Annotated in this window: 22 protein-coding genes; 10 read left to right on the top strand and 12 right to left on the bottom strand. The window is 46.0% G+C overall.

What is annotated here, in order from left to right; translation table 11 throughout:
- Positions 1-4: 4 nt before the first annotated feature.
- From tolQ to cydA, 6 genes are all read right to left on the bottom strand, one after another.
- Entirely contained in the window at positions 5-691 is a 687-nt protein-coding gene (tolQ, locus tag L4D12_RS05205; protein WP_428446764.1) for a protein TolQ, read from the bottom strand.
- The gene (gene ybgC / locus L4D12_RS05210; protein ID WP_428446765.1) at positions 692-1096 is read right to left on the bottom strand and encodes a tol-pal system-associated acyl-CoA thioesterase; all 405 of its coding nucleotides are present in this window, start codon (positions 1094-1096) and stop codon (positions 692-694) included. It abuts the gene before it with no gap.
- 250 nt (positions 1097-1346) lie between these two features.
- The gene (gene ybgE, locus L4D12_RS05215; protein ID WP_428446766.1) at positions 1347-1649 is read right to left on the bottom strand and encodes a cyd operon protein YbgE; all 303 of its coding nucleotides are present in this window, start codon (positions 1647-1649) and stop codon (positions 1347-1349) included.
- Positions 1642-1752 carry a cytochrome bd-I oxidase subunit CydX gene (cydX, locus tag L4D12_RS05220; RefSeq protein WP_428446767.1) on the bottom strand — a complete coding sequence of 37 codons (111 nt, stop codon included), beginning with the start codon at positions 1750-1752 and terminating at the stop codon, positions 1642-1644. Before cydX ends, ybgE begins: the two co-directional genes overlap by 8 nt.
- 11 nt (positions 1753-1763) lie before the next feature.
- Positions 1764-2900, bottom strand: a complete 1137-nt coding sequence (gene cydB, locus L4D12_RS05225) for a cytochrome d ubiquinol oxidase subunit II (RefSeq protein ID WP_428446768.1) — start codon at positions 2898-2900, stop codon at positions 1764-1766.
- 17 nt (positions 2901-2917) lie between these two features.
- Positions 2918-4504: a cytochrome ubiquinol oxidase subunit I gene (cydA, locus tag L4D12_RS05230; RefSeq protein WP_428446769.1), complete on the bottom strand. Its 1587-nt coding sequence runs from the start codon at positions 4502-4504 to the stop codon at positions 2918-2920.
- Between the two features lie 1494 nt (positions 4505-5998).
- Here cydA and L4D12_RS05235 point away from each other — a divergent pair.
- Both L4D12_RS05235 and L4D12_RS05240 read left to right on the top strand, forming a co-directional pair.
- The gene (locus tag L4D12_RS05235) at positions 5999-6577 is read left to right on the top strand and encodes a glycoside hydrolase family protein (RefSeq protein WP_428446770.1); all 579 of its coding nucleotides are present in this window, start codon (positions 5999-6001) and stop codon (positions 6575-6577) included.
- A gap of 12 nt (positions 6578-6589) precedes the next feature.
- On the top strand, positions 6590-7330 hold the full coding sequence (locus L4D12_RS05240; protein ID WP_428446771.1) for a hypothetical protein: 741 nt from the start codon (positions 6590-6592) through the stop codon (positions 7328-7330).
- A gap of 80 nt (positions 7331-7410) precedes the next feature.
- Here the strand turns inward: L4D12_RS05240 and ruvB are convergent, their stop codons facing one another.
- The 6 genes from ruvB to aspS all read right to left on the bottom strand — a co-directional run bounded on the left by ruvB (position 7411) and on the right by aspS (position 14015).
- Positions 7411-8427, bottom strand: coding sequence for a Holliday junction branch migration DNA helicase RuvB (gene ruvB, locus L4D12_RS05245; RefSeq protein ID WP_428446772.1), 1017 nt, complete (start codon positions 8425-8427; stop codon positions 7411-7413).
- A 10-nt stretch (positions 8428-8437) separates the two neighbouring features.
- Positions 8438-9061 carry a Holliday junction branch migration protein RuvA gene (gene ruvA, locus L4D12_RS05250; protein ID WP_428446773.1) on the bottom strand — a complete coding sequence of 208 codons (624 nt, stop codon included), beginning with the start codon at positions 9059-9061 and terminating at the stop codon, positions 8438-8440.
- A 95-nt stretch (positions 9062-9156) separates the two neighbouring features.
- Positions 9157-10614, bottom strand: coding sequence for a methyl-accepting chemotaxis protein (locus tag L4D12_RS05255; protein ID WP_428446774.1), 1458 nt, complete (start codon positions 10612-10614; stop codon positions 9157-9159).
- Positions 10615-10772: 158 nt separating this feature from the next.
- Positions 10773-11294: a crossover junction endodeoxyribonuclease RuvC gene (gene ruvC, locus L4D12_RS05260; RefSeq protein ID WP_428446775.1), complete on the bottom strand. Its 522-nt coding sequence runs from the start codon at positions 11292-11294 to the stop codon at positions 10773-10775.
- 3 nt (positions 11295-11297) lie between these two features.
- Positions 11298-12041 (bottom strand): YebC/PmpR family DNA-binding transcriptional regulator, encoded by a 744-nt coding sequence (locus L4D12_RS05265; protein WP_428446776.1) that lies wholly within the window; start codon positions 12039-12041, stop codon positions 11298-11300.
- Positions 12042-12233: 192 nt separating this feature from the next.
- Positions 12234-14015: an aspartate--tRNA ligase gene (aspS, locus tag L4D12_RS05270; protein WP_428446777.1), complete on the bottom strand. Its 1782-nt coding sequence runs from the start codon at positions 14013-14015 to the stop codon at positions 12234-12236.
- A gap of 339 nt (positions 14016-14354) precedes the next feature.
- Between aspS and L4D12_RS05275 the strand changes: the two genes are divergently transcribed.
- The 8 genes from L4D12_RS05275 to L4D12_RS05310 all read left to right on the top strand — a co-directional run bounded on the left by L4D12_RS05275 (position 14355) and on the right by L4D12_RS05310 (position 22415).
- Positions 14355-15239 (top strand): DUF72 domain-containing protein, encoded by an 885-nt coding sequence (locus L4D12_RS05275; RefSeq protein WP_428446778.1) that lies wholly within the window; start codon positions 14355-14357, stop codon positions 15237-15239.
- A gap of 208 nt (positions 15240-15447) precedes the next feature.
- A complete protein-coding gene (gene cmoA, locus L4D12_RS05280) occupies positions 15448-16176 on the top strand; it encodes a carboxy-S-adenosyl-L-methionine synthase CmoA (protein WP_428446779.1) in 729 nt (242 codons plus the stop codon).
- A gap of 15 nt (positions 16177-16191) precedes the next feature.
- Positions 16192-17166 (top strand): tRNA 5-methoxyuridine(34)/uridine 5-oxyacetic acid(34) synthase CmoB, encoded by a 975-nt coding sequence (cmoB, locus tag L4D12_RS05285; RefSeq protein WP_428446780.1) that lies wholly within the window; start codon positions 16192-16194, stop codon positions 17164-17166.
- A gap of 85 nt (positions 17167-17251) precedes the next feature.
- The gene (locus L4D12_RS05290; protein ID WP_428446781.1) at positions 17252-18022 is read left to right on the top strand and encodes an ATP-dependent zinc protease family protein; all 771 of its coding nucleotides are present in this window, start codon (positions 17252-17254) and stop codon (positions 18020-18022) included.
- Between the two features lie 18 nt (positions 18023-18040).
- Positions 18041-19546 (top strand): inactive transglutaminase family protein, encoded by a 1506-nt coding sequence (locus L4D12_RS05295; protein ID WP_428446782.1) that lies wholly within the window; start codon positions 18041-18043, stop codon positions 19544-19546.
- 4 nt (positions 19547-19550) lie between these two features.
- Positions 19551-20525, top strand: coding sequence for an alpha-L-glutamate ligase-like protein (locus tag L4D12_RS05300; RefSeq protein ID WP_428446783.1), 975 nt, complete (start codon positions 19551-19553; stop codon positions 20523-20525).
- Between the two features lie 142 nt (positions 20526-20667).
- Complete coding sequence (locus L4D12_RS05305; protein WP_428446784.1) at positions 20668-21822, top strand: MalY/PatB family protein; 1155 nt, start codon at positions 20668-20670, stop codon at positions 21820-21822.
- Positions 21823-21905: 83 nt separating this feature from the next.
- On the top strand, positions 21906-22415 hold the full coding sequence (locus tag L4D12_RS05310) for a VC2046/SO_2500 family protein (RefSeq protein WP_428446785.1): 510 nt from the start codon (positions 21906-21908) through the stop codon (positions 22413-22415).
- The last annotated feature ends 109 nt before the right edge of the window (positions 22416-22524 follow it).

A 22524-nucleotide genomic window follows, 5' to 3' on the forward strand; every position in this document is an offset into this window, starting at 1 on the left:
AGTTCTACTCCTGATTAGAAGCAAATGCCTGACGGTGCAGAATGCTTGAAAACTCTTCCATGAATGTCGCGTAATTATGCTCTAGCTTAGCCACTTGATTAGTAAGCTTGTTATAGAACATTACCGCAGGGATAGCCGCAAACAGACCCATGGCAGTTGCCACCAAAGCCTCTGCAATACCCGGCGCCACCATGGCTAATGTCGCTTGCTTTACCGCACCCAGAGCAATAAAGGCGTGCATAATGCCCCACACGGTACCAAACAGGCCAATATAAGGCGTAATGGAACCCACCGTTGCCAAAAATGGCAGGTTGGTTTCAAGCTCTTCCACTTCACGCGATAGCGCGACGCGCATGGCTCTACCCGAACCTTCCATCACCGCCTCTGGCGCTTTACCATTGTTACGATGCAAACGAGCAAACTCTTTAAAGCCGGCATAAAAAATTTGTTCAGTACCGGTCAGGTTGTCTTTACGCGCTTGTACCTCTTGGAAAAGCTGTGACAAATCGATACCAGACCAGAAACGGTCTTCAAAACGGGTTGCCTTGGCCTTCGCCTGAGACAATACTTGCGAACGTTTGATGATCATCGTCCACGATGCAACCGACATTCCCAGCAAAATCAACATAACGATCTTCACCAGCAGGCTTGCCTGTAGGAATAGATCTAAAATCGACAGTTCAGCAGTCACTTAATTTATCTCCGACATAATATTTTCTGGGATCTTAATGGGTTTCATTGTATCAGGGTGAACACAGGCTACCTTAATCAGAGCCTTACACAAGGTTTGCCCCTGACTGTTTACTAAAACCTGACAAAAATCGATGGAAGCCCGGCGCAAGGCCTCTGGCCAGGTTTTCACAATTAATTGATCATCTAATCGGGCACCTTTAAGGAAATCCACATCCATATGGCGCACGACAAAACTCACTTTTTGTGTCATCATCTCGTTAAGACTGACCCCAACGCTACGAAAGAGTTCCGTTCTCGCTCGCTCGAAAAACTTCATGTAATTAGCATGATAAACCACACCGCCGACATCAGTATCTTCATAGTAAATGGTGATAGGCCACTCAAAGGCATTTTCTTCAGTCATGGTATACCCAAGCTATATAATCAACGGTGATAGCAAAATACCACCATATTCTGAAGGGCTTACTATACCTAACTTGACCACCAGAATGGAATCATACAATCACTTCCACCGTCCAGACTTGTGTTTTTTTGACGAGTTTGTCACTGCGGGTGACTCTCATCACATTTAATCACATAAAAAAACAGCTCATAGCGCAATCGCTATGAGCTGTTCCATTTTTCAATCTGTCTCTAATAACAATGTCGCATTATCACAGCAGACGCAAGCTTAAGACATTTAGCAACACGAGCAATGATAGGTAAGGCGTGAAAAGTACTTGCCAATACCAACGCTGCGGTACAAAACCGACACCGTACACCATTGTCGCACATGTTGCCCATATCAAAACTGGCGAGACAACAGGTCCAAATCCGCCAATCGCCAGAGCAAAGTGTGTTGGATCCCACATCACCAGTCCCGCAGTCACCATCGAGAGTACGATGGCAATAATACGAAGCAAGCTATGATCTAGCCACAGGTGAACACGCTTTACCCAGCGATCCAGATTATTCACCGCTCTCTTTATCCATATCTTCTGTCGCTTCTAGCCACAGCGCATTAATAATACCGAATGAGCAAGCAAGTAGCACACCCAGAATCCAAGCGAAATACCACATAGTCTGTCTCCTTAGTACAGTGAGTTCTTATTGTCTTCGATATAGTTAGTATCAAGACGGCCAAACATCTTGTAATAACACCATGAGGTGTACGCCAGAATAATTGGCACCATCACTGCTGCTACCCCTGTCATGATCTGCATGGTTAGTTCAGAGGATGTCGCATCCCACATGGTCAAGCTGTGGTTTGGCACCAAGCTTGATGGCATGATGAATGGGAACAATGAAAAACCGAATGTCAGAATAATACCGGCCATAGTCAGGCTTGAGGTAATAAACGCAGTTGCTGCACGGTTCGCTCGTGATGCCAAAAGAGTAAGTAGTGGCATAACGACAGCAAGTGCTGGTGCAATCCACATCAGTGGATGAGTTTCAAAGTTAGTAAACAAAGCACCTGACTGGCGAATCACTTCTTTCGTCAATGGATTTGACGGTGCGTTGGTTATGATCTCAGAAGTGATCACATAACCTTGAAGGCCATGAGCCCAAACACCCGCAATCACAAAGCAGACTGCCGTAGCAATAGAGGTCATCATCGCCACGTTACGAGCACGTTCGCGGATCACATCTGTTGTTTTCATCTGCAGGTACGCAGCACCTTGTGTTGTGATCATCAGAATACTGACGATACCACACAGTAATGCAAACGGATTAAGCAAGCCGATGAATGAGCCCTTATAGGTAGGGATCAAGAACTCATTCAATTCAAACGGTACGCCTTGTAGCAAGTTACCGAACGCGACACCAAAAATCACTGGCGGTACAAAACTACCGACAAAAATCGCTCTGTCCCACATTTCACGCCATTGTGGATTAGCAATTTTCGAACGGTAATCAAAACCGATTGGACGTAACCATAGCGCGGCTAAGGTAATGATCATCGCGAAATAGAAACCAGAGAACGCAGTGGCGTACACCAACGGCCATGCCGCAAACAGTGCACCACCTGCGGTGATCAACCATACTTGGTTACCATCCCAATGGGGGGCGATAGAGTTGATCATAACGCGACGTTCGTTGTCCGTCTTACCAATGATTTTTGATAGAACACCAACGCCCATATCAAAACCATCTGTGATGGCAAAACCGATGCAAAGCACACCGATTAACACCCACCAGATAAAACGCAATACTTCATATTCAAACATTGCTCAGTTCTCCCTGATTAAACTTCAACCTGACGCGATACCACGTTCTGTGGTGCATCATTCGTTTCAAAGTGGTAGCGGCCTGTTTTCAGGCTGCTTGGACCTAAACGAGCAAACTTGATCATCAGGTACATTTCAGCAATCAGGAACACGGTGTACAGTGCGATGATAGCCAGCAGTGATGCAATGACATCTGATGGTGTGAGACTCGATACCGCCATAGAAACCGGTAACACCTCACCGACAGCCCATGGCTGACGACCGTATTCAGCAACAAACCAACCCGCTTCAATGGCAATCCACGGTAATGGCATGCTGTATAGTGCCGCTTTCAAGATCCACGGTTTCGCCGTGATCTTATGACGACAAGACTGAATGAATGCCGCACCAATCACTGCCATCATCAGGAAGCCACAGCCGACCATAATGCGGAAGCTCCAGAATAACGGCCATACTGTTGGAATCGAGTCATCTGCCGCTTTTGCAATATCAGCTTCGGTTGCATCAACAACGTTGTTAGCATACGGTTTAACCAAGAAACCATAACCAAGATCGTGCTTAACCGCATCGAACGCCGCAATATTTTCAGGAGTTTTATCGCCCGCACGTAGCTTTTCAAGCAAACCATAGGCGATCATACCATTACGAATACGTACGGTGTGTTCCGCTTTTAGATCACGCAAACCAGTTACTTCGGTATCAAGCGAACGTGTCGCGATAATACCCATAACATAAGGGATCTTAATCGCGTAATCCGTTTCCATCGTTTCCTGATTTGGTATACCAAACAGCGTAAACGCAGCTGGAGCTTCTTCTGTATGCCATTCAGCTTCAATCGCCGCGAGTTTAGTCTTCTGAACATCACCTAGCTCGTAACCAGATTCATCACCAAGAATGATAACAGAGACAATTGAAGCCATACCGAACGCTGCTGCAATCGCAAATGAACGACGAGCAAATGGAATATCACGGCCTTTCAATAGGTAGTATGAGCTAATACCCAGTACAAACATTGCGCCAGCAACATAACCAGACGCTACAGTGTGAACAAATTTCACCTGCGCAACAGGGTTAAGTACCACATCCGCAAAGCTCACCATTTCCATACGCATGGTTTCAAAGTTAAACGCGGCACCCACTGGGTTTTGCATCCAACCATTTGCTACCAAGATCCACAACGCCGAAAAATTGGAACCAAGAGCCACCAGCCAAGTCACCGTCAAGTGCTGACGCTTAGACAGGCGATCCCAGCCAAAAAAGAACATGCCGACAAGGGTAGATTCAAGGAAGAAAGCCATCAATGCTTCGATAGCCAGTGGTGCACCAAAAATATCACCTACATAATGAGAGTAATATGCCCAGTTAGTGCCGAACTGGAACTCCATGGTAAGGCCCGTAGAGACACCTAGGGCGAAGTTAATGGCAAAAAGCTTACCCCAGAACTTGGTCATGTCCTTGTAGATTTGCTTTCCGGTCATTACATAGACCGACTCCATGATGGCAAGCAAGAATGCCATACCCAGAGTAAGTGGGACGAACAAAAAGTGATACATCGCAGTTAATGCGAACTGTAACCTCGATAGTTCGACGATATCAGTAAACATTGAGAACTCCTTTTTTCGCCAGGCTGACTGACGACAGTACAACAAGGTGTACTTATAGTTAGGTTTAGCGACGAGTAGCCAAACATAACCGCGGTGTTACCACCGTCCGGGTTACCATTAGAATATTCCCCTATGGCGCCCTTGTGTGTTGCGGCGATGTTTTAAATTAGTTAATTTATTGTTAAGCTACAGCTAATAAAGTCATTGCTAATATTACTGACATTCGCCACTTGGCTCAATGGATTTATCTCACAATTTGCTTTGATAAATATCAAAAAACATTGCTCATTTTTTAACCTGTCACACTTTTTTTGATTTAGATCAGCAAATCTATGCCCCATCATACTCTGTAGATCTCTGGAATAATGGCATCTCTGTTACATTCTGAATTGCTTTATTCAAGCATCTTAATAATCTTTTTTAAAACGCCATATTTATGACGTTTTACGCTTAGAAAAAAGAGTCCTTATTTCTTTGACAATGACATTTCACTCCCGTTGATGAACGATAACCTCACTAAACACCGTGTATATTTGAAAAACATTCAATAATTATGCATTAGTTTTTCTAATTCTTATTGTGAGTTTAAATCGCTTTTTATCACCTGATAATTTCCTATAATCCCCACCAGAAACAGAGTGATCCTTCAGACAAGAAACAACGTCTTTTCGCGGGTTATATACTGTTTCTCAAGCATAGATTTGGATCAGTAAGGAAGTAGTTATGACTCGTATTTTTGAAAAGATTATTGCACTTTATCAACCTAGCTTTGCAGAAATGTTCAAAAGCAACTGCTAAAAAATGCAGGCAAAATTGTCATATGACTAAATTTTGCCCTCTCAATCATTGCCTTCTGGCATGTTGAGCTCACCAATTGTTATCATGTTGTAAATAAAACACAATAACGGTAACACTAATAGCGGTTCTCCCTGCTCGACAAGCACAAAAAACGAGGCATTTCTGCCTCGTTTTTTATTATTGTTCATCACCCATCATCTATATACATGCATTTTGAACAGCGTCATTTGCCTCTACGCAACATTCAACAGCACAACCAACGCAGCCGCAGTTCAAATCATCCACAGCGTTGCTCATAACATTTGCCACTTCGCGGACTTTCCCACCAAATTACTTCTATCTCACACAGCGTAATACACAATGCTAATACGACGTAACGGTTAAGCTAACTGGTGTTTTCCTTGCCCTAGTATAAGTTACAACTTTTTATGCATCCTAGATACAATCGAGCCTAGAATACAGGGTAATCAAGTACAAAAGCCTGAGTCTCTTGATTACATTCAATGTGCACAAAGAGATACATATGTCGCACCTAAGATTGTGTATCAATCCATTATCGATTGCAGAAAAATCAACATCAAATCCAAAATTAAAAATATAAGTATATTTTAAGTTGCAATAGGCTGATTAAAAACCTTCAATAATAGGATATATGCTTCAGCGATGAAGCGGGATTTTATAAATGGATTTATAAATATGATCACAGCATCTGAGAAGTCGAAATTAATCAAAAAGCTAGAAGAATACGAAGGTCGATACAACCATATGTATCTTGATTCAAATGGATATGTGACAATTGGTGTAGGCCATCTAATAAAAAATATAGAAAGTGCTATAAACCTAAATTTTAAAAGAATAAGTAATGAGCATGCAAAGAGAGATGAAATAAAATCTGACTTCGACACTTTAAAAAAACAAAGTAAAGGCTACAAAGCTAGTTATTATAAAAGATTTGTTAAACTAACATTATCTGAAGCAGATATTGATTTTCTTACCAATAAACATATTATCACTTTTGAAGGCGAATTAAAAAGATTATTCCCAGAGTTCAAAATATACCCAACAGAAGTTAGGCTTGCATTATTTGATATAATTTTTAATGTTGGTATGACGGATCTTAATACTAAATGGCCAAAATTTAAAAAAGCAATAAAGGATAATGACTGGGCTACCGCAGCAAAAGAATCAAATAGAAAATCACCAATACAAGCAGAAAGAAACAAATATGTTAAAGATCTACTAAACAAAGCTGAAAGTAACGCAAATAAAAAATAAAGGCACCCTATCATGAACATTAAAAAAAAATACTTCTTTGCTTTCTCTTTACTCTTAACCTTACAAGGTTGTACTTTTACCCCAACTAATGATGATATAAGTAAAATACCTGTCACATGGAGTACCGGCTTTACTCTTCCAAAGCTATTAATATCTCCAGTTTCTTTACATAGCATTAATGATATTCCAAATCTTATAACTGCGAACTGGTATGACTACTTTTCTGTTAAAAACAGAAATAATGAAAAATTTGACATCTACTCATGTCAAGATTATTTTAGTCATAAAAACATCACCCCAGTAAATGCCTTTGATATCAATCCTTTTCTTAATATTATAATGATGTGTGAGGCAGCAAAATATCTGCTTGATGCTAAACCCTCTCAGCAAAGCTATTTACCTATATCCATCTTAGATAAATATTTACCTCTCTACTTACCAAAAGAATTAGCGCTTCAAACATCAACAAATGCACATAAAAGAACAATAGAAAATATAAATTTGACGTTTTGGCAAGATATTCTCCCCATTATTAATTTCGAATATATCTCTGATAGTAAAGCGATTTACCATTTCGACAATGGCTATCAAGAAGTCGAAATAGTCGGTCGAGGTGATATCAATCATGATAATATTGAAGATCTTATCATCATAGTTCGTGATAGTTTAAATGATGGAAGTTACTTTAATCTCCGATTATTTATACTATCCGTTAATAAAAATAATGAATGGCACATAATTGAATACGTTTAATAAAATAATGAAGTAAAAACACAACATACAAAAAACGAGGCATTTCTGCCTCGTTTTTTATTTACAGTTATCATCCATCGCTATTTTAACTCTGGCACGTCCAGTCCAAAGTGCAGATAAGCTCGATGAGTAGCAATTCGTCCGCGAGGGGTGCGCTGCAAGTAACCTTGTTGGATCAGGTACGGCTCAAGCACATCTTCAATGGTGTCTTTCTCTTCACCAATGGCTGCGGCTAAGTTATCGAGTCCGACTGGACCACCCATGAATTTTTCGATAATGGCCATCAGTAATTTACGGTCCATGTAATCAAAACCGCTACTATCCACGTCTAGCATATCGAGTGCCTTCGCTGCGGTTTCAGGGCAAATATGACCATTACCGACAACCTCAGCATAATCACGTACACGTCGTAACAAGCGGTTAGCGATACGCGGCGTACCTCGTGCGCGCATGGCCATTTCCATGGCACCGGCTTCGTCCATCGACAACCCTAAACAACCGGCACTGCGCTGGACAATGCCGCGTAAGTCTTCAACTTTGTAATACTCAAGACGCTGAGTAATACCAAAACGATCACGTAAAGGTGACGTCAGCGATCCTGCGCGGGTCGTTGCACCGATCAGGGTAAACGGTGGCAGATCGATCTTGATCGAACGGGCAGCTGGACCTTCACCGATCATGATATCGAGCTGGTAATCTTCCATCGCCGGATACAGCACCTCTTCGACCTGTGGGCTTAAGCGGTGGATCTCGTCAATGAACAGCACATCGTTTTCTTCAAGATTGGTCAGTAAGGCGGCCAGATCGCCGGCTTTTTCTAACACTGGACCTGAAGTGGTGCGAATGCTCACTCCCATTTCATTGGCGACGATATTCGCCAACGTGGTTTTACCCAGCCCGGGAGGACCAAAAATCAGCAGGTGATCCAAGGCTTCATCACGTAACTTGGCGGCCTTGATGAAAATCTCCATCTGACTACGCACATGATCCTGCCCTTTGTAATCTTCAAGCATCTTGGGACGGATCGCGCGATCAATAATGTCTTCTTCTCGGCTGGTTGGAAAATCGTTCGCTACCAAGCGGTCAGCTTCAATCATCTGTGTTTACCTATGCCATTGAACGCAATGCGTCACGGATGATCGCTTCGCTGGTCATCTCTGGTTTGGCAACCTGAGACACCAGTTTAGTCGCTTGCAGCGGCTTATAGCCCAGCGATATCAATGCACTTACGGCTTCATCTTCTGCTCGAGCAGCAGCTGCGGTATCTTGGATAGGCGCATTGGAGGCTGCAGTATCCAGTGCTGGCGTGAATAGATCTCCTTCACCCCAGCCTTTCAGACGATCTTTCATTTCAACCACGAGTCGCTCTGCGGTTTTCTTACCCACCCCAGGGATCTTGACCAAGGTGGTAATATCACCGTTTTCTACACTTAATACAAACTGACTGGCGGTCATCGCAGACAAAATAGCCAAACCCAGCTTTGGTCCGACACCATTGGCTTTAATAACTTCGCGGAACAGCTCGCGTTCACTTTTCTTGTTAAATCCATAAAGCAGTTGTGCATCTTCCCGAACTACAAAATGGGTTGAGATCACGGCCTCCTGACCAACGTCCGGTAGTTCATAGAAACAACTCATTGGCATCTGGACTTCATAGCCAATTCCACCGACCTCTATTAAGACTTCTGGCGGTTGTTTCTCGATAATCGTTCCACGTAGTCGGCCTATCACAGCAACATCTCTTTATTGATTTACAAAATTGGCTCTAGAATAGTAAAGAGCTGGATGTATATCCAGCTCTTTTTATTGGTACATCGAAGTTTCACCTAATCCTGTCGCTGACGGACAACCTCATTCAAACTTCCCGCCAACCCTTTTAGACGTTCGACCTGCTCAGCCAGCAGCTTGCCCTGAGAAGCAACGCTATCTGAGACTTGATTGGTTTCAACCACACTGCTTGCCACCGCAGCACTGGCAGTATTGAGCTCACGAAGTGCTTCAACTTGATGGTTAATGGTATCGGCAAGTTGGGTAACATCGCTTGAAATACGGCTTACCTGCTCAATGATCCCTGTCAGTTCTGACGTACTCGATTCAATAACCTGCTGACCATGCTCAACTTCACGGTGACTGCTATCCAGCAGTGCGCGAATATCAACGGCCGAACTGTTACTTTTTGCAGATAATTCCCTGACTTGATCGGCCACGACCGCAAATCCCCGTCCATGCACTCCAGCCCGGGCGGCTTCAATGGCAGCATTCAACGCTAACAAGTTAGTTTGTTCTGCAACAGACGTGATCACATCTGCAACCGACATGATTTTCGCATTACTACTAAGGATCTGCTCTATCGCGTCAGTGGAAGCGCGTAATGATTCAGAGCTTTTTTCAGCCTGACGCTGGATTGTGTCACTACGCCCTTTCAATTCCGAGACAAAACGGTCTGATTCATCAATTCCAATTGTTAATTGCGTGACCTGTTGGCTCATCTGCTCTGCAGCACTGGCTTGAGAGTCACAATTAAGGTTAAGATGGCTCACCTGCTGATGCAGACTAGTAGATTGCCGTTCAAGCCCTGTTGCTACCTCTGCAAGTTGACTGGCATTATCACTGGCCAGTGTCAACATTTGGCTTAATTGTTGCTCACCGTCTTTTGCTTGCTGGGCAATATTTTGGCTAATTTCACGAGCCTGTTCTGCGGCATCAATCGCTTGCTGACGCTGCTTAACCGTAAAGGCCTGCGCCACACAAATCATCACCAGCGGTAACATAATACCGGACCAAATCTCACTACGTTCGGCTGAGGTGCTAAGTGCTAACTGGGGAAAGTGTCCCCCCGCGAAATGTTGACTAATCATCCAGACACAGGCGATAACAATCACCAAGCTCCACAGCGATGCCATCATTAATCGGGCTGTCAGAAAAAATGCGACAACCATTAGCGGCATCCAAAACACTTGGGTTGAATCAATAACCCCGCCGCTCTGATAAACAAGATTCAAGGCATGTATAACCATCCCCATTAAGCCAATGTTTAAGGCTAATTCAGGGTAACGGCTTACCCTCAGTACCAATCCCGCGAACAACTGACAGCCAACCAAAACACATGATGTCAAAATCAAATCAGCGTGATCATAACGGCTCCACTTCAGCAAGCTGTAGAGGCCGACCAACAGGGCGAGAAAGGTAAAAAAGAGTAATGTATCAACATAACGTGCTCGCTCTCCCTGAACGGAAAACGCAGCTGGCAGACAGAATGCCCGCCAAAGGGCGACCGGACTCATTCATTATATTCCTTTATCATCATATGACCTGCGCGCAGTATATGCCTGAAAAACATACAATCACAAAACAAAAAAGCAGCGCGAGGCTGCTTTTTTGATCGAGTGCGCATTATATGGCATATTCAATGATGCCTTTTAACACCTTGTATTAGAAGAGGTTATCGATAGCGTCCTCGTCGAGCTCCGCTCGCCTTACCCGCCATCGCGATCAAGGTTTTATGAGTATGAGCATGACAAATCGCAATGGCCAAGGCGTCGGCCGCATCGGCCTGAGGTTTCCCCGGTAATTTAAGTACTGAGCATACCATATGCTGTACTTGGGCTTTATCTGCCCCACCGTTACCCACAACAGCCTGTTTAATTAAACGGGCCGCGTACTCATGCACGGGCAAATCAGCATTTACCGCCGCGACAATGGCACTACCACGTGCTTGCCCCAGTTTAATCGCCGAACTGGCATTCTTCCCCATGAAGACCTCTTCAATGGCAAACACATTCGGCTGAAACTGGGTGATCACTTCAGAGACACCCGCATAAATTTGTTTTAGGCGTCCAGGAATACCCGCTTCGCTGGTACGAATACAACCGCTCCCCAAATATTCAAGGTGGCGGCCAACCTGGCGGATCACGCCATAACCAGTGATCCGTGAACCTGGGTCAATCCCTAAAATAATAGACATAGATTACAGCTGTTCTGCTACTTCATCAGTGATGTCACCGTTATGGTAAACTTCTTGTACATCATCCAGATCTTCCAACGCATCAATCAAGCGCAATAACTTCGGTGCAGTATCCAGATCCAAGTCAGCTTTGGTTGACGGCACCAAGGTCACTTCAGCATTTTCAGCATCGAAACCTGCGGCATCCAGTGCATCTTTTACCGCGCCAAATTCAGCAGGGGTGGTATACACATCAATGGAGCCATCATCATTGATTTCAACATCATCTGCGCCACCTTCTAACGCGGCTTCCATCACTGTATCTTCATCCAAACCAGGGGCATAAGAAATAACCCCTTTCTTGTCGAACAAGTAGCTTACACTGCCGTCTGTCCCTAAGTTGCCACCCGCTTTTGAAAACGCATGACGTACACCAGAAACGGTACGGTTACGATTGTCTGTCATGCATTCCACCATCACAGCCGTGCCCGCAGGACCGTAACCTTCATAGATGACAGTTTCTACACCGTCATCACCGTCACCACCAGCACCGCGACTAACTGCACGATTAATGGTGTCGCGGGTCATGTTATTCGAGAGTGCTTTATCAACCGCAGCGCGTAGCCGTGGGTTATTCTCTACTTCTGCACCGCCTTCTTTTGCAGCAACAACAATTTCACGGATCAATTTAGTGAAAATTTTTCCGCGCTTTGCATCCTGTGCCGCTTTACGGTGCTTAATATTAGCGAATTTACTATGGCCTGCCATGACATACTCCGGTTAGTTGATACCCATCTGCATTATTATTCAAACATACAATTCATCGGGGAAAAGGCATAACAAAAATAACAATGAGGCGGGGTATTAGCCTGAATCGGCAAATGTTTCACAAATGAAAAGCTGGCCAGCCTGCCAGTACGCAATGGTACCTTGGGCCAGCCAGTAAACAGAATAAGGGGCTTATTCTGCGTCTTTATCTTTTTTTGCAATCGCTACAGCAATTGACAATTCTTCAAGAGCGGCAGGGTTAGCCACACTTGGTGCGTTGGTCATCAGACACGCTGCTGCTGTTGTTTTCGGGAAGGCGATAACGTCACGGATGTTGTCTGTGCCACACAGTAGCATCACTAGGCGATCGAGACCGAATGCAAGACCAGCATGTGGTGGTGTACCGAACTTTAGTGCGTCCAATAGGAAACCAAACTTCAGTCTCTGCTCATCAGCCTCAATACCCAAGATATTGAATACCGCTGACTGCATCTCTGCATTGTGAATACGAACAGAACCACCACCCACTTCATAGCCATTGATTACCATGTCGTAAGCGTTTGAGTTAGCAGATGCAGGGTTCGCAACAAGCTCTTCTGGCGTTAGGCCAAGAGGCGATGTGAACGGGTGGTGCATTGCGCTTAGGTTACCTTCACCGTCTTCTTCAAACATTGGGAAGTCGATAACCCATAGTGGTTTCCATGCAGACTTGTCAGTCAACTCTAGATCTTCACCCAGTTTAAGACGAAGTGCACCCATCGCTTCAGTTACAACACGCTTGCTGTCAGCACCGAATAGGATAATATCGCCCGTTTCTGCTTGAGTACGCTCAAGTAGCTGAGCTACAACGTCTTCATTGAGGAACTTAGCCACTGGAGACTGTACACCTCCAAAACCCGCAGCACGATCGTTCACTTTCATCCATGCTAGGCCTTTTGCGCCGTAGATGCCCACGAAGTTGGTGTACTCGTCAATTTGCTTACGTGACAATGCCGCACCGCCTGGTACGCGAATTACTGCTACGCGGCCTTTTTCGTCGTTCGCTGGACCCGAGAACACTTTGAAATCCACGTCTTTTAGGATGTCAGCCACATCAACCAATTCAAGTGGGTTACGTAAGTCTGGCTTGTCAGAGCCGAAACGGCGCGCCGCTTCTTCAAATGACATGATTGGGAACGTACCCAGATCGACGTTAAGTAGCTCTTTCCACATTTCGGTGATCATACGCTCAGTCACTTCACGGACCTGCTCAGCAGACATGAATGACGTTTCGATATCGATCTGGGTAAATTCAGGCTGACGGTCAGCACGTAGATCTTCGTCACGGAAGCATTTTACGATCTGGTAGTAACGGTCAAAACCAGACATCATCAGTAGCTGCTTGAACAACTGTGGTGACTGTGGTAATGCGTAGAAGCTGCCTTTGTGAACACGGCTTGGTACCAAGTAGTCACGAGCGCCTTCTGGTGTCGCTTTGGTCAGTACTGGTGTTTCGATGTCTAGGAACGCGTTATCATCAAGGAAACGACGTACAAAACTTGACGCTTTTGCACGCAGCTTAATACGATCGCTCATTTCTGGACGACGTAGGTCAAGGTAACGATACTTAAGACGCTGCTCTTCCGAGTTCTTCTGGTTGAAGTCTAGTGGTAGTACGTCAGAACGGTTGATAATTTCCAGGCCTGTCGCCAAGATTTCAACTTCACCGGTTGCCATGTCTTTGTTGATTTGGGTCTCTGGACGCTCACGCACTTCACCGACCAAACGGATACAGAATTCGTTGCGCAGTTGATTGGCGACTTCGAATACATCTTTCATATCCGGATCGACAACTACCTGAACAATACCTTCACGATCTCGCATATCGATAAAGATAAGACCGCCTAAATCACGGCGACGATTAACCCAGCCGCATAACTCTACTGTTTGCCCTGCTAGGGACTTGTTCAGGTGACCACAATATTGGGTGCGCATATGAAATTCCCGATCTATTTACTAACTTTCCTGAGTCCATGGGGAGCATATGGCCCCGTACCACGCACAGGCTGAATCCTTCCCGGCCACTTTGGTTAAATAACACACAAACAGGGTATTTACCGTCGCCGAGAGACAAAAATAACGAACTATTATATACCCAAGTAGGCTCAAGATGAATCTTACATATTCAGCTTACTCAGGATAAGACTGTCCACTGTAGGAAAAACCACAGGCGAAGATCAAGCAATAATCCACTTACATCAGCAAGAAATATTGACCAAGCGCAAACAAACGCTTCACAATCAGGAAAAATGCCGCCAACAGTAGGAATTCTTCATGCCTTCTCATGCTCCTCAGCCACCAGTTCGACTCGGCCTTGCAATGTGGTCGCACAACCATTGGCGGGATAGTCTCTACGGCAGCGGCTGCAAAAGCGGGGAACGACTCGCCAAATATGCAGAGATATTCCATACGGTTGAGGGCAATACCACTTTTTACGCCACTCCCAGCATCAGTACGGTACAAAAATGGCATGATGCTACCGATGACCATTTCCGCTTCACCTTTAAATTGCCTCAAGCAATTACCCACCAGCAGCAACTGATGCACTGCGATCAACTTCTAGCGAATTTCTTTTCCACCATGGCACCACTGGAACATAAAATCGGATTATGGAAGATCCAGTTACCCGCCCAGTTTAGCCCGATGGCCTTGCCAGCCTTAGCTAAATTTCTCGCCCGCTTACCACCGCATTACCCGGTTGGGGTTGAGGTTCGGCATCCTGCTTTTTTTGCCAAAGGTCATGATGAGCAAATGCTCAATCGACTATTGGTTGAACATGGCGCGAACCGGATCATCATGGACAGTCGGCCCGTCTTCTCTGCGCCGCCAACAACCGAAGCAGTGATCGAAGCCCACCGTAACAAACCCCATGTTCCCGTACATGCGATTGCGACGGCATCCCATCCGATGATCCGATTTATTGGCCATCCTGACGAGGCAAGTAATGATGCTTTTTTTAATAATTGGCTGACTCAGCTGCCCCAGTGGCTCGATGAGGGTAAGCAACCTTACTTGTTTATCCACACTCCAGATAACAACCTCGCGCCAGAACTTGCGGTTCGGCTTTACCAACAGCTACAGCAACATATCAAGCAGCATCCGCTACCCGATGTATGCTTGCCACGCGCTGAACAAAGTCCACAATTCGAATTGCTTTAATACTATAAGCATTCATGCGCAACGCCGACAAAATCATTAAAGACAAATGGCCGCATTTTCACTACAATACGCGACCTTTCCGCGGTGATGGAACACCCGGTATGAAGCCTGGTTTACCGTATAAGTTCGTACCAACTGTACGCGTAACATGAGCTTTCATACCTGTAGTTGGATCCCAGTTCTTTATCTATTTGTGAGGTTCGTGAGAATGGCAGGTCACGACAATATTTTTGCAGCGCCTATCGAAAAGTTGGGTGATTTCACCTTTGACGCGCGTGTGGCTGAAGTGTTCCCGGACATGATCCAGCGCTCTGTGCCGGGTTATAGCAACATCATCTCCGCCATTGGCATGCTAGCCGAGCGTTTTGCCAAGCCGCACTCTAAAGTCTACGATCTTGGTTGCTCTCTAGGCGCAGCGACCCTGTCGATGCGACGTCATATCAATCAGGAAGGTTGTGAAATTATCGCGGTCGATAATTCCAGTGCAATGGTGGAGCGATGCCGCTTGCATATTGACGCTTACCGCTCAGACACGCCAGTGCAGGTCATTGAGGCTGATATTCGTCATATCGACATTGAAGATGCCTCTGTGGTGGTACTGAACTTCACCCTGCAATTTCTCGCGCCGGAAGACCGCCAGAAACTGCTGAAAAAAATCTATGCAGGTCTTCGCCCTGGCGGAATACTGATCCTGTCAGAAAAATATATTTTTGATGATGAGCGAGCTCATGAGCTGCTTATCGATCTTCACCACGACTTCAAACGCGCCAACGGTTATAGCGAGCTGGAAATCAGCCAAAAACGCAGTGCTATTGAAAATGTCATGCGTCCAGACAGCATCGACACCCATAAACAGCGTTTCCAATCTATTGGTTTTAGTAGTTCAGAAGTCTGGTTCCAGTGTTTTAACTTCGGCTCGATGTTTGCGATCAAATAAGGTTATTCGTTGTCTATGTTTAGTTTTTCTGAGTTTTATAAGCTCATCGCCCAGCACGATACCCTTCGTCCATGGCTAAATACCCTACCTCAACAATTGAGTGACTGGGAATCTGACGCACACGGCGATATGGCTCGTTGGATGCGTGCCCTGAACAAGTTCCCGACTGACAAGCCTGATGTAATTGATATCAAGAACGATGTCAGCGTGTGCAACACCCCCCCTATTGCCGATGGCGAGCAAAAACGTCTGGAGAGCTTATTGCGCTTATTGCACCCATGGCGTAAGGGCCCGTATAACATGCACGGTATCCATATTGATACTGAGTGGCGTTCAGACTGGAAATGGGATCGCGTACTGCCGCACATTTCTCCGCTGAAAGGCCGTTCCGTCTTGGATGTGGGCTGTGGTAATGGTTACCACATGTGGCGAATGCTGGGTGAAGGAGCCAAGCTAACCGTGGGTATCGACCCATCTAACCTATTCCTGATCCAGTTTGAAGCCATCAAACGCCTGATGGGACAGGATGAACGCGCCTTCCTACTGCCGCTTGGAATTGAGCAGTTACCGGAACTGAAAGCCTTTGATACCGTGTTCAGTATGGGTGTACTGTACCATCGCCGCTCACCGCTTGATCACATCATCCAACTTAAGAATCAATTACGTAAAGATGGTGAGCTGATCCTCGAAACCTTGGTCATAGACGGTGATGAAAATGCGGTACTAGTACCCACACATCGTTATGCTCAAATGCACAATGTTTACTTCTTCCCATCCGCTAAAGCGCTCAAAGTGTGGATGGAAAAATGTGGCTTGGTTGATGTCCGTATTGTCGATGAATGTGTCACCAGCATCGATGAGCAGCGCTCTACTGACTGGATGACCAATAATTCACTACCTGAGTACCTTGACCCGACAGACCCGTCTAAAACAGTCGAAGGTTACCCAGCACCGAAACGTGCGGTGCTGATTGCACGAAATCCTGACTAAGTACTGACAAGGGATGCTGTTCGCATCCCTTTTTGTACGGTAAAATATTGCTGCCTAAGAAAAAAACGTACTTTTGGGAGATATAATGCTTCGCCGCGGTGTACCACTACTTACCCTTGCCATTCTGTCTGGCTGTACCATGTTGCAATCTCAGCCAGAGCATTCAAAAACCATGCTGGCCATTAATACGATGGAAGATCGTGTCAATTTTCAGCTGGCCACCATGATCAAGCAGATCGATGATCAAAACGTCTCGATAGCGAAACTCGAAAAAGGACTGGCTTCGCTATCAGAGGAAATGGCTCAAAACAATGCTTATTCAGCATTGGCATACTCACAAGCCAAAGAAGAACAGATGCCACCTATCCCCGCTCAAGCCGATAGCGACCCTCGAGTAGCGCATGGCAAGGTTATTCTCGGCGAAGAAGAATGGATCTGGTTGGATGCTGTGAAGTCCAGTTTTAAAGCTCGTGTGGATACCGGGGCAACCACATCGTCACTGAGTGCTACCGATATTCAAGTTTTCGAACGCGAAGGCAAGGAGTGGGCTCGCTTTCATCTCAGCCATACCTCAGGCGAAACCCCGGCAGATGCTGCTATTATTGAAGCTCCAGTTGTGCGTTGGGTAAAAATTCGCCAAGTCAGTACCGATGTTCCAACTCGCCGGCCTGTTATTGAAGCGTGGGTAAAACTTGGTCAGCTCCATGAAAAAACCCAGTTTACCTTGGCAGATCGAACCCAAATGACCTATCCAGTATTATTAGGCCGTGAATTTTTCAAAGACATAGCACTTGTTGATGTCGGTAAAAAATTCGTCCAGGGTGTAAATGAACAGCAAGTGCAGAAAAACAAATAACAATATGTTGAGGATGTCATGACATCACGAATTCCATTTTATTTTCTTATTACCCTGCTGATCATCGCAGGGACGGCACTCAGTCTGTATCGGCACGATGTCTATGGCGTGCCATGGACACCCGGTGTAGAGCGTACACTCTGGGAGCTAGAAGCCCGCATTGAATTTGATGCCATTGGCGAACCCGTCAAGGTATCAATGGCCGCTCCAGAAACCCAACCGGGCTTCACCCTGATTGATGAAAGCACCTCATCACCAGGTTACGGTGTCGCATTGATCGATACCGACAAAGGGCGTCGCGCAGAATGGTCTATCCGCAAAGCCACTGGCAAGCAGATTTTATACTATAAGACCCAAATGCTGGTTGACGCTCAAGCACGCTTTAAAGAAATCCCCCCAAAAGGTGATACGGTCGCTGTTAGCCTCGATAATCCTCAGCAAACCGCAGCTAATGCCCTGCTTGAGCAAGCCCGCAGTCTCTCTTCTGACAACATCACTCTGACACGTGAGCTTATCAAGCAGTTTAATGACAATAATAACCAGAATGCTGCGCTGCTACTCAACAGCTTGAGTCGCGAACAAGCTATCATCAATTTGTTGTCTCTGGAAAAAATCCATGCCCGTATCGTCGGGGGGCTTCAGCTCGAAGATGGACGCCGACGCCAAAGCATTACCCCTATGCTTGAAGTATGGAACGGGAAACTCTGGGAATTATTCAACCTGAAAACAGGTCAGGAAGGCAAGCCGGATAATATTTTACTTTGGAACCAGCAAGGCCATTCACTGCTTGATGTGATTGGTGGTCGCAATTCCAATATCAGCTTCTCTATCATAGCTCAGGACATCACCCCACAGCAGGCGACCCGCGAGAAAGTACAAGCAGAAGATCTGCTGAACTTTTCCATCCATAGCTTGCCGATTGAAGAACAAGCTATGTTTAAAACCATCATGCTGGTACCAATTGGTGCACTGGTGGTGGTTTTCCTAAGGATCATTGTCGGCCTCAAAACCTCTGGTACCTTCATGCCGGTACTGATCGCCGTCGCCTTTGTCCAAACACAACTGGTCACCGGGGTCATTGGCTTCCTGCTAATTGTTGGCACGGGCTTAATTATCCGCAGCTACCTGTCAAAGCTTAATCTATTACTGGTCGCCCGAATATCCGCCGTAATTATTACGGTCATTATGATTATTTCGATCTTCACCGTTGTGGCCTTTAAGATTGGTTTGGTGGAAGGCCTCAGCATTACCTTCTTCCCGATGATTATCTTGTCTTGGACCATTGAACGTATGTCTATCCTATGGGAAGAAGAAGGCGCGAAAGAAGTATTGATCCAGGGCGGCGGTTCTCTGCTTACCGCGATCTTGGTTTACCTCGCGATGACTAACCCAATGGTGCGTCACCTAACCTTTAACTTTATTGGTATTCAGTTAATCATTTTGGCGCTGATCCTCATGCTGGGTAACTACACGGGCTACCGTCTAAGTGAGCTGCGTCGCTTTAAGCCATTGACGGAGGACTAAGCCCATGTCTTTCCTGTCAAAGTTTACGTCCCCCTTCAAGCTGCGTGAGCGCGGCATTATGGGGATGAACAAGCGAAATCACAGTTATATTGGCCGTTATAACAATCGTAGTTTGTACCCTTTAGTGGATGACAAGCTCAAAACCAAGCTAATCGCTCAACAAGCTGGCGCAACCGTACCTGAACTGATTGGGGTCATTGGTAGTCAGGTGGATGTGAAGACAATCCATGCCATGGTTGAAAAGTGGCCAGGGTTTGTTATCAAACCAGCACAAGGATCAGGTGGCAAAGGTATATTGGTGATCATCCGCCACAAGGACGGGATTTACGTTAAACCATCAGGGGCTGAAATCAACAAGCAAGATGTCGAACGCCACATCACTAATACCCTCGCGGGACTGTTCTCGCTCGGGGGAAAGAACGATGTGGCCATGGTTGAGAACTTAATCCAATTCGACAATGTGTTTGATGGCTTCAGCTATGAAGGCGTGCCAGATGTCCGAGTGATTGTCTTTAAAGGCTATCCCGTGATGGCGATGATGCGCTGCTCTACCGCGGCCTCAGATGGCAAAGCCAACCTTCACCAAGGCGCAGTGGGTGTAGGTCTTGATATCGCAACAGGTAAAGCAGTTCGTGCGGTACAGTTCAATCAACCTATTGAGCGCCACCCTGATACTGACCGTCTGCTCAGTGAACTATGCGTGCCGAACTGGCATAAGCTACTCACACTGGCAGCTGGCGCATGGGAAATGACTGGGCTGGGCTATATCGGCACCGACATGGTACTCGACAAAACCAAAGGGCCAATGGTGCTTGAATTGAATGCACGTCCGGGTTTAGCGATCCAAATAGCCAATGGCTGTGGATTGCTGCCACGTTTGCACCATATCGAAAATCTCGGTGTTTCTGCACAGCAGCCAACGCCTGAAGAGCGTGTGGCCTACGCGGCGGATCAATTTGGTAGTAAGCCTCTGTTCTAAAATGCCTTGCCGGTAATGCTTACAAGCTGCACCGCTTATGGATGGTATTTAAGCCCTGACCTTTGGTCAGGGCTTTTTTCTTGCGTCTGTTTATGGCAATAATAAACATCGTGCTTTCAGCCACTCACCAAGGATGACAATCATGGCTTCAAATCCACTGTTCGACCAACCCATAGATCGTACCCAAAGTAATAGTACTAAATGGATAAAATATAGGGATACAGATATCTTGCCAATGTGGGTTGCTGACAGTGACTTTAAAGTCCCTGATGCCATTACTGCCGCATTGCATCAGCATGTCGACCATGGTGTATTTGGCTATGGCAGTGCGCCACAAGCGCTGACTCATCTATTGGTTGATCGCATGGCCCGCCTATACAACTGGCACATTGAACCCGAGTGGATTGTCTATCTACCGGGCTTAGTCTGCGGACTTAACCTCGCGGTGCGCGCATTCACCTCACCGCAACAAAGCGTACTGTGCCCAAGTCCAATCTACCCGCCGTTCAAATCATCCGCTAAGTTGGCAGATCGCAAGCTGACAACCCTTACCGTAAACCTTGAACAACAACGCTGGCTGATGAGCCTAGACGACACGGTTGTTCCCACCGACAGTCGATTACTGTTATTCTGCAACCCGCTCAACCCAGGAGGAACCGTTTACCGTCGTGAGGAATTGGAAGCCGTTCTTGCCTTCGCCGAAAAGCATGACTTGCTGGTGTGTTCCGATGAAATCCATTGCGATTTGATCCTCGAACCACACTGCTATCACATTCCATTTGCCAGTTTGAATACCCATGCTGCCCAGCGTTCAGTTACCTTGCTTGCCCCCAGTAAAAGCTTCAATATCGCTGGGTTAGGCGCATCAATGGCTATCATCCCCAACCCCACCCTGCGCCGTGAATTTATTCGAACGCGTACTGGTATTGTCCCTGACATTAATGTCTTAGCTTATACCGCAGCAGAAGCCGCTTATGCTGACGGTCAACCTTGGCTGGATCAGCAATTGCACTTTCTGCGGGGCCATAAACAAAAACTTGAGCAAGCGATTAATGCGCTGCCCTACCTGACGCTGTATCCCATTGAAGGGACTTATCTAGCATGGATTGATGCGACGGATCTTCCTGTTACATCCCCTTTTGCCTTTTTCGAACAAGCGGGGGTCGGTATGTCACCCGGCGCAGATTTTGGCAACCCCAACTTTGTCAGGCTGAATTTTGCTTGTCGAACGGAAATCTTGGATGAAGCGCTACGTCGGATCCGCATTGCGATAGAACAGCTCACAAAAAAATCATGATTTACCTAAAGAAAATACCTAACGGCCCGATATAAAAAATAGCAGCGATGATATCGCCCTTTTTTATTGATATACGGCCTGACATGCAGATCCATACTTTAGACAAAGCGCAACTAATTCACGAAGTACAGCTAGGCAGCCACCTCAACCATGCGGTTGAAGGTGGACGTCGTGCTGACTTTGCGTTAATGCTTGCTATGTTGTCACCGGATCAGCTTGAAACCACCCCTGTTGACGCCTTGCCTAAACGGGGTAAAACAGAGACTGAACTGCGTGCCTATTTTGAGTTGCAAGATCCCGCCCCGCTAAGCAGCACCGAATCATGCTATGAAAATGGCGCTCGGCAAGCCCGCGCATTTCATGATAGTGGCTTAAATGATGTACGTTTACTCAATGAGCTCAAACCAACAGCACTGACTTATCCGCCACTCGGCACCAAAGGCATGCCAGAAGAGCTATACCACAACTTGTCTGGCCATGAACGACGTATGTTGCCGCCAAAAGAAGAGGTTAAAATTCAAGCTTCACCACAAGATCTCTACTTATCACTCCTGCAAGCCAAGCGTTTTTCGGAGATGTATTGCGCGTCGTAATAACCAACGAAAATTAACCGCCATTAACCCCCCTTGAGTATTCCCTTGTGGAATTTCCCTGTTTCGTGACTCCCTTCATAGCTTTGGCTCTGTAAATTCGCACAGTCTT

Origin of the sequence: Photobacterium nomapromontoriensis, from assembly GCF_050336815.1 — a bacterium.
GTDB lineage: Bacteria > Pseudomonadota > Gammaproteobacteria > Enterobacterales > Vibrionaceae > Photobacterium > Photobacterium nomapromontoriensis.

Bases quoted from the DNA above. Each gene is read 5' to 3' on its own strand.
- ybgC (WP_428446765.1), bottom strand. From the start codon at position 1,096: ATGACTGAAGAAAATGCCTTTGAGTGGCCTATCACCATTTACTATGAA.
- cydX (WP_428446767.1), bottom strand. From the start codon at position 1,752: ATGTGGTATTTCGCTTGGATTCTGGGTGTGCTACTTGCTTGCTCATTC.
- cydB (WP_428446768.1), bottom strand. From the start codon at position 2,900: ATGTTTGAATATGAAGTATTGCGTTTTATCTGGTGGGTGTTAATCGGT.
- cydA (WP_428446769.1), bottom strand. From the start codon at position 4,504: ATGTTTACTGATATCGTCGAACTATCGAGGTTACAGTTCGCATTAACT.
- L4D12_RS05235 (WP_428446770.1), top strand. From the start codon at position 5,999: ATGATCACAGCATCTGAGAAGTCGAAATTAATCAAAAAGCTAGAAGAA.
- L4D12_RS05240 (WP_428446771.1), top strand. From the start codon at position 6,590: ATGAACATTAAAAAAAAATACTTCTTTGCTTTCTCTTTACTCTTAACC.
- ruvB (WP_428446772.1), bottom strand. From the start codon at position 8,427: ATGATTGAAGCTGACCGCTTGGTAGCGAACGATTTTCCAACCAGCCGA.
- L4D12_RS05255 (WP_428446774.1), bottom strand. From the start codon at position 10,614: ATGAGTCCGGTCGCCCTTTGGCGGGCATTCTGTCTGCCAGCTGCGTTT.
- ruvC (WP_428446775.1), bottom strand. From the start codon at position 11,294: ATGTCTATTATTTTAGGGATTGACCCAGGTTCACGGATCACTGGTTAT.
- L4D12_RS05265 (WP_428446776.1), bottom strand. From the start codon at position 12,041: ATGGCAGGCCATAGTAAATTCGCTAATATTAAGCACCGTAAAGCGGCA.
- aspS (WP_428446777.1), bottom strand. From the start codon at position 14,015: ATGCGCACCCAATATTGTGGTCACCTGAACAAGTCCCTAGCAGGGCAA.
- L4D12_RS05275 (WP_428446778.1), top strand. From the start codon at position 14,355: ATGCCTTCTCATGCTCCTCAGCCACCAGTTCGACTCGGCCTTGCAATG.
- cmoA (WP_428446779.1), top strand. From the start codon at position 15,448: ATGGCAGGTCACGACAATATTTTTGCAGCGCCTATCGAAAAGTTGGGT.
- cmoB (WP_428446780.1), top strand. From the start codon at position 16,192: ATGTTTAGTTTTTCTGAGTTTTATAAGCTCATCGCCCAGCACGATACC.
- L4D12_RS05290 (WP_428446781.1), top strand. From the start codon at position 17,252: ATGCTTCGCCGCGGTGTACCACTACTTACCCTTGCCATTCTGTCTGGC.
- L4D12_RS05295 (WP_428446782.1), top strand. From the start codon at position 18,041: ATGACATCACGAATTCCATTTTATTTTCTTATTACCCTGCTGATCATC.
- L4D12_RS05300 (WP_428446783.1), top strand. From the start codon at position 19,551: ATGTCTTTCCTGTCAAAGTTTACGTCCCCCTTCAAGCTGCGTGAGCGC.
- L4D12_RS05305 (WP_428446784.1), top strand. From the start codon at position 20,668: ATGGCTTCAAATCCACTGTTCGACCAACCCATAGATCGTACCCAAAGT.
- L4D12_RS05310 (WP_428446785.1), top strand. From the start codon at position 21,906: ATGCAGATCCATACTTTAGACAAAGCGCAACTAATTCACGAAGTACAG.